This window comes from Micromonospora sp. CNZ296 (assembly GCF_007827635.1).
Genome location: NZ_VISW01000017.1, coordinates 22,034 through 35,097, shown reverse-complemented (window position 1 = coordinate 35,097; position 13,064 = coordinate 22,034). Strand labels below are relative to the sequence as shown.

Genomic DNA, 13,064 nt, shown 5'->3' with positions numbered 1-13,064 from the left:
CGGTATGGTCAGCCCTACCCACGGTGACGGAAGGGGAGCGACGGTGGCCGAGAGTGCGGACCGGGATGCGAACCGTGCACTGCGCGCGCGATTCGACGAGGTGTACGGCCAATACCAGCGCTTGCGGTCCGGTCTGGACGATCTCCAGACCAAGCTGGCCGAGTTGCGGGTCACCGAACGCTCCGACGACGGTCAGGTGACCGCCGTCGTCGGCGCGCGAGGCGAGCTGATCAGCGTCGAGGTGAGCCCGGCGGCGTTCCAGGACCGGGACGCCCGTGCGTTGAGCCGGAAGATCACCGAGACCGTGCTGCGCGCCTCCACCGCGGCGAGCGCCGCCACCCGCGAACTGGTCTCCGGATACCTGCCGCCGGGCTCCCCTTCGGTCGAATTCCTGCGTACCCATGACTTCGGCGCGCTGCTCGGCCGGGCTGACTCCGTGCTGGCCCGCGGCGAGTGACAGGTGGCCGGGGGAGAGATCTGGCTGGACCCGGACCGGGCCCGGCGCGGCGGGGCTGACCTGGCGCTGTCGGGGCGGGCGGTGAGCGCGGCCCGGCGGGAGACGGGCGAGCCGATCGCCCACGCGAGCGCGCAGCGGCCCTGGGGCCGCGACGACATCGGCGCCGCGTTCGACAAGCACTACCAGGGCTACGCCGAGACGCTGCTGCGCGCGTGGGAGCTTCTCGGCCGGTCGCTGGAGGTGCTCGGGTCGGACGTCGTCCGCTCGGTCGCGGCCACCGTGGAGACGGACCTGAGCAACGCCCGTGACCTCGGGAAGATCCCGCAGCAAGGGCACAACCCCCATCGGCCCCGGCGCTGACCACCGGAGGACCCGCGCGTGAGCATGCTGCCCAGCCCGATCCCGCACCCGCTCGACTTCTGCCCGTGGGACCTGCCCGGCTGGATCTACGAGGCGCTCGACTGGGTGGTCGGCGTCGAATGGCCGGAGGGCAACGAGCGCGCCGTCTGGGACCTGGCCGACCAGTGGTACGGCGTAGCAGGCGTCCTTGCCCGTCCGCGCGACGACGCGATCACCGCTGCCGGCGAGGTCAAGAGCGGGTACGGGGGAGTCGGCCTGGTCGCCGGCGCGTTCGACACGGCGTGGCACAAGCTCGCCGAAGGCCAGGACGCTCCACTGCACGTCCTGGTCGCGGCCACAGACGAGCTGGCACGTCTGGTGGACTCCTGCGGCTGCGACATCGAGGGCGCGAAGCTGGAAGCCTGGATCGAGCTGGGCATCCTGGTCGTCGAGTTGCTGTCCCTGGCGGTCGCCACAGTGCTCACCCTGGGCGCCGCCTCACCGGCGGCGGCCGCTGCGATCACCGCCACGCGGGTCGTGGTGCAGCAGATCTTCAAGCGGCTGGTGGCCCAGCTCGCCCGCAAGGCGGTCAAGCAGGGCCTCAAAGAGGCGGGCGAACGCGCTGCCAAGGAGGTGGCCAGGTCCGGTGCCCGCACGCTGGCTCGACGGGCCGCGATCGGCGGTCTGCTGGAGGCCGGTCAGGAGGCGGGCACCAGCCTCGGCACGCAGGCGTACCAGAACTCCACCGGCCGGCGGGACGGCCTCGACCTGACCGACGTGAGCACGTCGGCTCTCGGCGGATTCGCCGGCGGCGCGGTCGCGCCATTGGCCGGGCTGGGCCGGCACGCCAACGGGCGGTTCGCGGAGATCGGCGAGCGGTTCGGGCGGGAGATGGCCGGGGAGACGCTCGCCGAGACCGCGGCGGGTCTGGCGACCGGCCAGGGGCCGTCGCTGGAGGATCTGGCGCGCGCGGCTGCCTCCGGCGCCACCGGTTCCGCCACCAACCAGGCGGACACGGCACTGCAACGCCGCCTCGACGGGCAGCTGAGCGGGTTGACGGTGTCCCCGGTCAGCCTGGACGTGCCGATCGCCGCCGATCCCGTCGGGCTGATCCCGGCCCAGCGGGTCGCCGAGCCGGTCGTGCAGGGCAGCGACACGATCGCCGGCGCCGTTCCCGTGACACCCACACACGTCACGCCCCAAGCCACCGGTCCGCACCCGCTCGCCGTGGACCTGCCGCTTCCGGCGCCGGATCCCACGACGACGCCGCCGCACAACGATGTCGTCCCGCACGACGTGGCACGTCCGACGGTCACCACGAGCCCCACGTTGTCCTCGGTGATCACGGAAGCGCCCGTCGCCACGCCCCCGTCAACCGCGCCCGGAGTCCACAGCGGCGCGGTTCCGGTGGCGACGCCGGTCGACCACCCCACGCCGTCCTCGACCAACCCGATTCAGGCGGCAGCCGCACCGGCGACACTCCCTGCACCGCCCGCCAACCACCCGCAGATCGCGGCGCCACCAACGGCGGACCGCGCCGCCCCCGTCAGCAATGGAGGTCAGGCGGGACCGCCTCCGGTCTCACCGGTCAGCCCGCAGACGGGGCCGCACCCGGGAGCGTCGACCATCGGGCCCGAGCCCCGGCCGGGGCCGAACCCCCGTTTTCCGCTGCTGGAGTCCTTGGCTCCGCCCCGCACTCCTACCGACTCCCCGGGGCCCCACCCGGGCCCGCCCCATGTCCAGGCGTGGCCCCGTGAGACCGCTGAGCAGCGCGCCGCGCGGCTGAAGGCCGATCGGGAGGGTCTGGACCGGCGGCGCTACCAGGGCTATCTGCAGTCCCAGCGTGCCTTGCACGAGGAGAACAGACGGGAGGCGCAGATCAGGGAGCTGCGTGATCTCGCCGAACAGCATTACGAGGCGGCGCGTTGGCTCCTCATGCAGGCCCACGAGCTGCGCCAAGCCGGGCGGCACGAGCTCGCCGACAGGCACGTGTGGGAGGGCCGGCGGCGAGAACGCCTGCACTACCGAGCCGTCGACGAGGTGGAGGCGGTCCGTGCCGGCCAGCGGCTGCCGCGCGAGGTGATGGTCGAGGACGACCTCGACTTCTACCGCATCAACGACGACGTGGCGGACCTGGCCGTCGGCGCGGTGGAGACGGCCGACCACTCCGCGCTCACCGGTCACGGACACCCCGAGCCGATCGACAGGTCCCGGCCGTACGGCCGCCGGGGAGGACTCCGGCCTCCGCTCGCGCTGCACCAGACCGACCTCGAACGGCAGATGCCCCGCAACCCCGACGGCAGCGTGACGCGTACCGCCGATCCCCGGCGCGGTGGCTGGTTCCGCCTCGCGAACGACGGCGGACCGGCGGCCGACGCCACCCGGGGGATCAACTGCCTCGACTGCACGCTGTCGCTGTTCGAGACCTGGGTCCACGGACGGCCGCGCGTCGCGGCGCCGCGTACGTTCGACGGCTACCTGCACGGCGACGTGAACCGGCCGGTGGGCGGCGAGGCGGACGGACCGCTGCGGGTCGAGCAGACGACCGGCGGCCGGTTCCAGAACCTCTGCCGGCCGGATCGGCCCGGGATCACCGGCCGGGACCGGCAGTTGTTGGTGGACGGCGGTTACCGGGACCTGTACGCGCAGCTCGCGTCGGGCGGTCACGGCAGTTACGCGTTCCTCATCACCAGCTTCGAGGGCGGCGGATCGCACGCGTGGGTGGCGTTGAACCAGAGCGGCACGATCCTCTTCCTCGACCCGCAGACGGGCGAGGTGGCGGACCGGCCGATCTACCACCACAGCGGCCGTCCGGCCCGCAGCAACGTGGTCGGCGTCGACGCTCTGGTGCTCGGCCCCGACGGCCGGCCGATGCCGCTCGCCGGCCGCCCGCCCGGCACCTACAACGTCCTGCCCGAGCCGCTACCCCGTCCGGCGCCGCCACGGCCGCCGGCCCCGCCGCCGATCGCAGACGGCCACGTCCCGGACTTCAACCACGTCCACCTGCTCGGCGAGTCCACCACCATCTACCGCCGGGGCGACGGACCGCTGCCGGGGAGCGCGCCGCCGGTCGAGCCGGAACCCGACCGGGTACGCGAGGACCACCGGCAGGCGCACGCCGACCGGATCGCCGCCGGGCTCTACGTGCGCGACGCGCTCGCGCAGAGCGGGAACCTCGACGACGCCTTCGCCGCCGGGGTGACGCCCGTCGAGCTGGCGCAGCACGCCGACGTGCCGACGTTGCGGCGGCTCGTACCGGCGCTGGACGAGAGCGGTGCGGCCGACCTCACCCGGTTGTTCGCCGACCCGCGCGTGCAGCGGATGCTCGACCAGAGCTGGGAGGCGCCGCCGCGACGCGAGGAGTTGCTGGCCGAGACGCTGGTGCGGCAGCTCGCGGAGCGGCCCGACCTGGTCCGGATGATCCTGGCGACGCCGGAACTCGCCAACTCGCTGACCGCGCGGCCGCTGACCCTGCATCACCTGGCCAGCCACCAGCAGGCCATCGATGTACTCGGCGAGGTCATCAACGACATAGCCGAGTACGGGGCGGACGCTGTCGTAGCGCATGAACCATTGACGCCTCAACCGACGCCCATCACTCACGAGCAGCGTCGACTCGTCGATTCGGTGGCGTCCCGCCGTCAGTCGAGACTGCAACCTGGGTTTGATGAAAGGCGACGTCATGATGAGGTCTACCGCCTTGCATACGTTGACCGGCTGTATGCGGATGCGGTGGTCGCCCAGCAGGAGCTGAACAGGCTTGCCATCAAGCTGGCTGCACACGGCGGCACGCCCGGCTGGCGGACCGAGCCCAAGAGCCGAGAGCGTGTCCTCGACAAGCTGGAAGGTGAGTACGAGAATGACGCGTCCCAGCTCAAGGACTTGGCCGGCGCCAAAGTGCAGTTCGACAGCGTCGATGCGGTTTACCAGGCACTCGGCCGTCTAGCAGTCGACCCGGAGGTCGTGATTCTGCACATCAAGGATCGTTTCCTCAATCCGCAGGCGAGCGGTTATCGGGACCTACTGCTGAACCTCCGGATGTCGAACGGCCATGTAGGAGAGCTTCGGCTGCACCTGGTGTCGCTCGATGACATCGCAGAGTGGGAGCATTCGTTGTACGAGGTTCGGCGCGACCTCAGCGCGGCGGCAGAGATCGAGGGCAGGCCGTTGACACAGGGGGAACGTGCGATTCGGGACGGACTCCTCCGGCGAGTGCAGGACGCTTACTGGAGCAAGGTGCAAGAGAGCCTTGGGGAGGAGCCACCGCGGTGAGTCAGGTAGAGGGCTTGCGGCTGCCGAAGTTCTTCGATTACTTCGGCTCCCCCCTGAAGCTCGTAGCCACGGCCGATGGCGGCGTCGCAGGCTGGAGGCTCTCCAAGGACACAGGGGGCTGGCGCGAGGCCAACAATCTCATCGACAAGGTGCTCTTCACCGGCGGTGACGAGATCAGTGAGATCTCGCGGGATGAGTTCGTACAACTCACTGAACACGAGCGAGGCCGCTATCTGAATGGCGACGGGCCGATCTTCGCTCTCTACGAAACCGTCCGGGCGATCGAGGACACGCTCCAGCAGGAACGCCGGTACCCGACGCCGCAGGAGCAGGCGCTGATCCGGGGAGTCCGGCGGCGGACCTTCGTGATGTTCGAGGAGCAGCTCCAGCAGGCCGGTGACCCGGCCGCCGACCCCACCATCGCCTCCTGACAGCGGCCCGGAACGCCATGCCCTCCACCGGCGGCCCGCCCGTGCCCCACCTGCCGCCCGCCGACGTGGCGGAGGCGCGACGCGTACAGGAGGAGTTGCGGTCCCGGGTGGACCTGATCGGGCCCGGTCCTGCCGCGCCCGCGACGGTGGCCGGGCTGGACGTGGCGTACGCGCAGGACGGTGACCTGCTCGCAGCGGCCGTCACGGTCCTCGACGCGGCCACCCTCGACGTGGTGGACGAGGCGGTGTGCGTGGGGCGTCCCGCCTTCCCGTACGTGCCGGGACTGTTCGCGTTCCGCGAGATGCCGGCGTTGCTCGCCGCGCTGGACCGGCTCACCACCCGTCCGGAGCTGTTGGTCTGTGACGGCCACGGGCTGGCGCACCCGCGCCGGTTCGGGCTGGCCTGTCATCTGGGCCTGGTGACCGGGCTGCCCACGATCGGGGTGGGCAAGACGCCGCTCGTCGGCTCGTGGACGGGCCCCGGTCCCGAGCGTGGTGACAGCGCCGACCTGTGTGACGAGGGCGAGGTGGTCGGGCGGGTGCTGCGGACTCAGGACGGTGTCCGGCCGGTCTTCGTGAGCGTCGGGCACCGGATGGGGTTGGACGAAGCGGTGGAGCGGGTACTGGCACTGACGCCCCGGTACCGGCTGCCGGAGACCACCCGTACGGCCGACCGGCTGTGCCGGCGGGCGCTCGCCGATGCAGGCGCGTCGGGCGGTGACCTGGGCGGGCGGTGATCGCGTGGCGCTGCACACATGTGGCGTGCTCGATGCGCGGGTGCCTGGAGGGGCCGGTAGTAACCTGACCGGCGGATCCGGTCCGGACGCAACGGTGAGGTGGAGATGTCGGCAGGGCGGCACGCGGCGCGGTGGGCCATGGTCGGCGCGCTGCTGGGTGGCCTGATCGCCGTCCCGGCGTCACCGGCGTCGGCCCGGGACGACCGGGTGGGACTGCGCTCGGCGAAGAGCTTCACCGCCGGTGGTCCGCCCGGGACGGTGGCGGTCGAGGTGCGCAAGCGCACGGACGGCTGCGTGCAGTTGCGTACCGCGGTCGGGCTCCGGCTGGAGGGCCTGCGGGCGGACCAGGTCCGGGTGCAGGTGGCGTCCGGCGGCCGATGGGTGCCGGTGCAGGTCTCCGGGGACGGCGGCGCCGTCGCCACCGCCGCGGTGGCCCCGGTCGACCGGCCGCTGTGCAAGGGCAAGGGCGTCACCGTGCGTTACCGGGTGTCCTTCCTGGCCGGGGCCGTCGGCGGCCGGCTGGAGCTGGCCGGTGAGGCGAGCGCCGCGAACGGCGACGTGCTCGGCCGCGCCGGCGGGTCGGCCCGGCTGGTGGGCGCGCCGACGCCGAGTCCCAGCCCGTCCCGTAAGCCCTCGCCGACGCCCAGCGCGAGCGAGACCACGCCGGCCGAGGCGACCGACACGTCGCCGGTGGCCGCCGCCGTCGCCCCGGCCACCGCCGCGGCCGACGACTCGTCGTTCGGAGGTTCCATGATCATGTGGTTCGGTATCGGGCTGGTGCTCGTCGGCGCCGCCCTCATCGTCCTGCTGCTGCGCCGCAACCGCGCCGACCGCAGCGGTGGCGGCGTGGACGCCGGCCTCCCGCCGGTCCCGCTGCCGCGCAGCACCACCACCTACCGCTCCGGCACGCCCGGACCGGCCCCCACGGTGTACGGGGGCGCGACACCGCCCCGCCCGGCCGGCAACGTGTACGGCGCGCCCGCGCCCGCTCCGACGCCGCCGGCCCCGCCTGCCGGGGATGCGACGAGCGTCTTGCCCCGCTTGCCGGACTGAGCCGGAACCCGACCCGGTCCCGGGGTTACCGTGACTGTGGGTGGTCATGCCGTGACCCGGTAGCCGCCACCTGCCCGGCCGGAGGACGGAACACCGGGGCCGAACGGGGCCCGGTGCCGGGGCCGCTCGGCCGATAAGATCGCGTGCGCCGATCGGCACCGCCGACCGGTGAGACCGCATACGTGGAAGGAGCCGCGCCGTGGCCCTGGACCCGCAGTTGCTCGACATCCTCGCCTGCCCGGACACGCACCACGCCCCGCTCGACTACGACGCGCAGGCGCAGACGCTCACCTGCACCGAGTGCGGTCGCATCTTCGAGGTCCGGGACGACGTCCCGGTGCTCCTGCTGGACGAGGCGCGCGGTGGACCCGCCGCCGACGACGCGCGGGGCGGGTCGTCGCGGTGATGGAGGGTACGGCCGGGGTCAGCGGCCACCGGCACGCCGACGAGGCCCTGCTGGACGACGCGGCGCAGCTCTCCGAGCGGGATCCGGGCGGCATGCTCCGGTTCACCGCGTCCGCGGGCGCCCAGGTGCGCGAGTCGGCGGCGCTGGCCGCCGAGGCGAACCTGTCGGTGCTCGCCGACGACGGGCGACCCCGCGCGGTGGTCATCGCCGGCATCGGCACCGCCGGGCGTACCGGTGACGTGCTGGCCACCGTCGCCGGGCCGCGCTGCCCGGTGCCGGTCATCCCGCACCGCAGCGCCGGCGTGCCGGGCTGGGTGGGCGCGGCGGACGTGGTCATCGCGGTGAGCGCGTCGGGCCGCAGCCCGGAGGCGCTGGGCGCGGCCGAGGCGGCGCACCGGCGCGGTGCCCGGCTGGTCGCGGTCGGCGCGCCCGACTCGCAGCTCCAGTCGGTGGCCGAGCGGGCCCGCGCGCCGTTCATCCCGGTGCCCCGGCGCGCGCCGGCCCGGGCCAGCCTCTGGGCGCTCACCGTGCCGGTTCTGCTGGCCGCCCGTACCCTCGGGCTCGTGAAGGTCAACGAGGCGGATCTGGCCGAGACGGCGGCCCGGCTGGACGCCGACGCCGATCGATGCCGGCCGACCGCCGAGTCCTTCGTCAACCCGGCGAAGTCGCTGGCGCTCGGCCTGTCCGGTTCGATCCCGATCGTGTGGGGTTCGTCCCCGCTGGCCACCGTGGCCGCCCGGCGGTTCGGTGACACGTTGTCCGCGAACGCCCGCTACCCGGTGGTCGCCGGTGCGCTGGGCGAGGCGGGCCGGGGCCGCGTCGGCCTGCTCGACGGCGTGTTCGGCGGTCTGGCCGAGGGCGAGCGGGACATCTTCGCCGACCCGGGCGACGACGAGCCCGACGGCACCCGGCTACGGCTGGTGCTGCTGCGCGACGGCGGGCTCAACGCCGACGACGACACCGACGAGCCGCTGGCGGTCGAGGAGCGCCGCGCGGACGCGGTGCAGACGCTTGCCGAGCGGCGCGGGGTGCGCTGCGACGTGGTGACCGCCGAGGGCGGCTCCGCGCTGGAGCGGCTCGCGTCGCTGGTGGCGGTCCCCGACTTCGCCTCGATCTACCTGGCCCTGGCGCACGGGCTGGACCCGATGGCGGTACCGGCAATCACGGAGATGAAGGAGCTGGCAAACCAGTGAGCACACGGGGCATCGAGCGAGGCGGGGAATGAGCGCAAACGGGGGCACGAAGGCGATCGTCGCCGCCCTGGCGGCGAACCTCGGCATCGCCGTCACCAAGTTCATCGCGTTCGCCCTCACCGGCTCGTCGTCGATGCTGGCCGAGTCGATCCACTCGGTGGCCGACTCGGGTAACCAGGGCCTGCTGCTGCTCGGCGGCCGGCGGGCCAAGCGGCAGGCCACGCCGCAGCACCCGTTCGGGTACGGCCGGGAGCGCTACATCTACGCCTTCATCGTGGCGATCGTGCTGTTCAGCATCGGTGGCCTGTTCGCGCTCTACGAGGCGTACCACAAGGCGTCCGACCCGCACCCGATCGACAACTGGCAGTGGGTTCCGGTGGTGGTGCTGGTCGCGGCGATCGTGATGGAGAGCTTCTCCTTCCGTACCGCGATCAAGGAGTCGAACCTGGTCCGGGGCAAGCAGTCCTGGGTCCGGTTCATCCGTCGCGCCAAGGCGCCGGAGCTGCCGGTGGTGCTGCTGGAGGACTTCGGCGCCCTGGTCGGTCTGGTCTTCGCGTTGTTCGGCGTCGGCATGACGCTGATCACCGGAGACGGCATGTGGGACGCCGCGGGCACCGCGATGATCGGTGTGCTGCTGGTGATCATCGCGATCACGCTGGCGATCGAGACCAAGAGCCTGCTGCTCGGCGAGGGTGCCGAGCAGAGCGAGCTGGACAAGATCGAGCAGGCTGTGACCAGCGGTCCCGAGGTCGAGCGGATCATCCACATGAAGACGCTCTACCTCGGCCCCGAGGAGCTGATGGTGGCCGCGAAGATCGCGGTGCCGGCCTGGGAGACCGCCCAGGACCTGGCGCGTGACATCAACGCGGTCGAGGCGCGGATCCGCCGCGAGGTGCCCACCGCCCGGGTGATCTACCTGGAGCCGGACATCTACTCGCCCGCCGCCGAGCGGGCCGGCACCGGGCAGGCGGCGGACACCGCCGTCCCGGAGGCCGTGACCAGTGGTGGGGCGCAGCCGGCCGACGAGGTGGCCGGGCGGCCCGGGAGCTGACCGATGGAGTTGTTGCAGGGCCGGATCCGTGACTACGCCTGGGGCTCGCGCACCGCGATCGCCGAGTTGCAGGGGCGGCCGGTGCCGAGCAACGGGCCGGAGGCGGAGCTGTGGCTGGGCGCCCACCCGGGCGCCCCGGCCACTGTGCAGCGCGACGGCCGACCGGTCAGCCTCACCGAACTGCTGGTGGCCGAGCCGGGCCACTGGCTGGGTGAGCGGCTGGTCGGCCGGTTCGGCACCCGGCTGCCGTTCCTGCTGAAGGTGCTGGCCGCCGACGCGCCGCTGAGCCTCCAGGCGCATCCGGACGCCGAGCAGGCCCGCGCCGGGCACGCCGCCGACGTGGGGCGGGTCAACTACGTCGACCCGTACCACAAGCCGGAGTTGCTGGTGGCGCTCTCGGAGTTCGACGCGCTGTGCGGCTTCCGCGATCCGGGGGAGTCGGCGGCGGCGATCGCCGCGTTCGGCGTACCCGCGCTGGAGCCTGTGGTGGCGGCGTTGCGCGACGGGCCGGCGGGGCTGCGGGAGGCGGTACGCCTGCTGTTGAGCTGGCCCCGGGCGGAGCGGGCGGGGCTGGTGGCGGCCGTGCTGGCGGCGGCGGAGGCCGGGCCGGCCTCGGCGGACGCCGAGCTGGTCCGCACGCTCGCGTCGGGCTATCCGGCCGACCCGGGCGTGGTGGTGGCGTTGCTGCTGCACCACGTCCGGCTGGCCCCCGGCGAGGGCATCTGGATGCCGGCCGGGAACCTGCACGCCTACCTGCGCGGCACCGGCGTCGAGATCATGGCGGCCAGTGACAACGTGCTGCGCGGCGGGCTGACCCCGAAGCGGGTCGACGTGGACGAGCTGCTGCGGGTGCTCCGGTTCGAGGTGCTGACCCAGCCGGTGCTGCGGCCGGAGCAGGTGGAGCCGGGGGTGCTGACCTGGCCGGTGCCGGTGGAGGACTTCGCGCTGCACCGGGTCGAGGTGGCTGCCGGGTCGCCGGGGGTGCGGCTGACGCTGCCCGGACCGCGTGTGGTGCTCTGCCGGGCCGGGAAGCTGACAGTTGACGACGGCGTGGGCGTGGTGACGCTGGACGCGGGTCAGGCAGCGGTCGGTACGGCGGCCGGTGGCCCGCTGACGGTGGGCGGGGCGGGCGAGGCGTTCGTCGCCACTTGCGGCATGCACTGATCTGCGCAAGTCCGACTTTCCCGAAATAGCTTGACGGTCACGCTGCGTGGTGTGACTCTATGGGTACGCAGCGTTGTCGCGACGAAGGTCCGGTGACGTGCGGGGGAACCAAACCGGGGGGATGCGCGGGGCGGCCGGGCCGTGGGTGGAAAGTCCGCTCACGACCGACCGCCCCGTGCGCTGTCCGCCGACCGGCCGATTGCGCGGTCGGCCAACCGGGCACGGGTCGAGTGGCCCGCGAGCGTAAGGTGGAAGGCTGCGCACCACCATCGTTCGACAGGAGCTTCCATGACCAGCACCCTCCCGGCGGCCTCCAGCGGCGCGTCGTCGCAGGCCCGGCCGAGCACCCTCGCCGAGGGCGACTACAAGGTGGCGGATCTGTCGCTCGCCGCGTTCGGGCGCAAGGAGATCCGGCTCGCCGAGCACGAGATGCCCGGCCTGATGGCGATCCGGCGTGAGTTCGCCGAGGCCCAGCCGCTGGCCGGCGCCCGCATCACCGGTTCGCTGCACATGACCGTTCAGACCGCCGTCCTGATCGAGACCCTTGTCGCGCTCGGCGCGCAGGTCCGCTGGGCGTCCTGCAACATCTTCTCCACCCAGGACCACGCCGCCGCCGCGATCGTGGTCGGCCCCGAGGGCACCCCGGAGGCCCCGGCCGGCGTGCCGGTCTACGCCTGGAAGGGCGAGACGCTGCCGGAGTACTGGTGGTGCACCGAGCAGGTGCTGGCGTGGCCCGACGGGCAGGGCCCGAACATGATCCTGGACGACGGCGGCGACGCCACCCTGCTCGTCCACAAGGGCGCCGAGTTCGAGAAGGCCGGCGTCGTGCCGCCGGTCGAGTCCGCCGACTCCGAGGAGTACGCGGTCATCCTCGAACTGCTGCACCGCTCGCTGGCCGAGGACGGCCAGCGCTGGACCCGGATCGCCGCCGGCATCAAGGGCGTCACCGAGGAGACCACCACCGGTGTGCACCGGCTCTACGAGATGCACCGCGCCGGCACGCTGCTCTTCCCGGCCATCAACGTCAACGACTCGGTGACCAAGAGCAAGTTCGACAACAAGTACGGCTGCCGCCACTCGCTCATCGACGGCATCAACCGCGCCACCGACGTGCTGATCGGCGGCAAGATGGCTGTCGTCATGGGCTACGGCGACGTGGGCAAGGGCTGCGCCGAGTCGCTGCGCGGCCAGGGCGCCCGGGTCGTGGTGACCGAGGTCGACCCGATCTGCGCGCTCCAGGCGGCGATGGACGGCTACCAGGTCGCCACGCTCGACGACGTGGTGGAGCAGGCCGACATCTTCATCACCGCGACCGGCTGCTTCGACGTCATCACCAACGAGCACATGGCCCGGATGAAGCACCAGGCCATCGTGGGCAACATCGGCCACTTCGACAACGAGATCGACATGGCCGGCCTGGCCAAGCGCAGCGACGTGACCCGGGAGAACATCAAGCCGCAGGTCGACGTGTGGCGCTTCGACGACGGCCACGCCATCATCGTGCTCTCCGAGGGCCGCCTGCTGAACCTGGGCAACGCCACCGGCCACCCGAGCTTCGTGATGTCGAACTCGTTCGCCAACCAGACGATCGCCCAGATCGAGCTGTTCACCAAGACCGAGGAATACCCGATCGGCGTCTACGTGCTGCCCAAGCACCTGGACGAGAAGGTCGCCCGGCTGCACCTGGACGCGCTCGGCGCGAAGCTGACCACGCTGACCAAGGAGCAGGCCGCCTACCTGGGCGTCTCCCCGGAGGGCCCGTTCAAGTCGGACCACTACCGCTACTGAGTCCCACGCTCGGAGAAGGGACCGGGGTCGGCCGCCGTGCGGCCGTCCCGGTCCTTCTTCGCGTACGGGGGGAGTCCGGCGGATGTCGAACCGGGTGACGTTACCCGGATCGGCTTGACGTTTGCTGTGAACAGGAGCAAGGTATGGCTGCCCTAAGTTAACTGAGGCAAGCC

The 13,064-nt window shown here is 72.5% G+C and carries 11 protein-coding genes; all 11 read left to right on the top strand.

Features of this window, described 5'->3' with window-relative positions; genetic code table 11:
* Positions 1-43 precede the first annotated feature (43 nt).
* The 11 genes from FB455_RS25345 (at position 44) to ahcY (ending at position 12,891) form a co-directional block, all read left to right on the top strand.
* Complete coding sequence (locus FB455_RS25345) at positions 44-457, top strand: YbaB/EbfC family nucleoid-associated protein (RefSeq protein ID WP_013284189.1); 414 nt, start codon at positions 44-46, stop codon at positions 455-457.
* Positions 458-460: 3 nt separating this feature from the next.
* Complete coding sequence (locus FB455_RS25340; protein WP_013284190.1) at positions 461-817, top strand: hypothetical protein; 357 nt, start codon at positions 461-463, stop codon at positions 815-817.
* A gap of 24 nt (positions 818-841) precedes the next feature.
* Complete coding sequence (locus FB455_RS25335) at positions 842-5,068, top strand: toxin glutamine deamidase domain-containing protein (protein WP_244879770.1); 4,227 nt, start codon at positions 842-844, stop codon at positions 5,066-5,068.
* Entirely contained in the window at positions 5,065-5,499 is a 435-nt protein-coding gene (locus FB455_RS25330; protein WP_013284192.1) for a hypothetical protein, read from the top strand. Before FB455_RS25335 ends, FB455_RS25330 begins: the two co-directional genes overlap by 4 nt.
* 17 nt (positions 5,500-5,516) lie before the next feature.
* The gene (gene nfi / locus FB455_RS25325) at positions 5,517-6,236 is read left to right on the top strand and encodes a deoxyribonuclease V (RefSeq protein ID WP_013284193.1); all 720 of its coding nucleotides are present in this window, start codon (positions 5,517-5,519) and stop codon (positions 6,234-6,236) included.
* A 105-nt stretch (positions 6,237-6,341) separates the two neighbouring features.
* Entirely contained in the window at positions 6,342-7,289 is a 948-nt protein-coding gene (locus FB455_RS25320) for a hypothetical protein (RefSeq protein ID WP_047892328.1), read from the top strand.
* Between the two features lie 199 nt (positions 7,290-7,488).
* Complete coding sequence (locus tag FB455_RS25315) at positions 7,489-7,695, top strand: Trm112 family protein (RefSeq protein WP_013284195.1); 207 nt, start codon at positions 7,489-7,491, stop codon at positions 7,693-7,695.
* Positions 7,692-8,888 carry an SIS domain-containing protein gene (locus FB455_RS25310; protein ID WP_030271147.1) on the top strand — a complete coding sequence of 399 codons (1,197 nt, stop codon included), beginning with the start codon at positions 7,692-7,694 and terminating at the stop codon, positions 8,886-8,888. Before FB455_RS25315 ends, FB455_RS25310 begins: the two co-directional genes overlap by 4 nt.
* A 28-nt stretch (positions 8,889-8,916) precedes the next feature.
* Positions 8,917-9,939: a cation diffusion facilitator family transporter gene (locus tag FB455_RS25305; protein ID WP_013284197.1), complete on the top strand. Its 1,023-nt coding sequence runs from the start codon at positions 8,917-8,919 to the stop codon at positions 9,937-9,939.
* A gap of 3 nt (positions 9,940-9,942) precedes the next feature.
* Positions 9,943-11,103 (top strand): mannose-6-phosphate isomerase, class I, encoded by a 1,161-nt coding sequence (gene manA / locus FB455_RS25300; RefSeq protein WP_013284198.1) that lies wholly within the window; start codon positions 9,943-9,945, stop codon positions 11,101-11,103.
* A gap of 288 nt (positions 11,104-11,391) precedes the next feature.
* Complete coding sequence (gene ahcY / locus FB455_RS25295) at positions 11,392-12,891, top strand: adenosylhomocysteinase (protein ID WP_013474110.1); 1,500 nt, start codon at positions 11,392-11,394, stop codon at positions 12,889-12,891.
* The last annotated feature ends 173 nt before the right edge of the window (positions 12,892-13,064 follow it).

What these genes read in the sequence shown, in the direction of transcription:
- FB455_RS25335 (WP_244879770.1), top strand. Translation starts at nt 842, where the DNA reads ATGCTGCCCAGCCCGATCCCGCACCCGCTCGACTTCTGCCCGTGGGAC.
- FB455_RS25320 (WP_047892328.1), top strand. Translation starts at nt 6,342, where the DNA reads ATGTCGGCAGGGCGGCACGCGGCGCGGTGGGCCATGGTCGGCGCGCTG.
- manA (WP_013284198.1), top strand. Translation starts at nt 9,943, where the DNA reads ATGGAGTTGTTGCAGGGCCGGATCCGTGACTACGCCTGGGGCTCGCGC.
- nfi (WP_013284193.1), top strand. Translation starts at nt 5,517, where the DNA reads ATGCCCTCCACCGGCGGCCCGCCCGTGCCCCACCTGCCGCCCGCCGAC.
- FB455_RS25305 (WP_013284197.1), top strand. Translation starts at nt 8,917, where the DNA reads ATGAGCGCAAACGGGGGCACGAAGGCGATCGTCGCCGCCCTGGCGGCG.
- ahcY (WP_013474110.1), top strand. Translation starts at nt 11,392, where the DNA reads ATGACCAGCACCCTCCCGGCGGCCTCCAGCGGCGCGTCGTCGCAGGCC.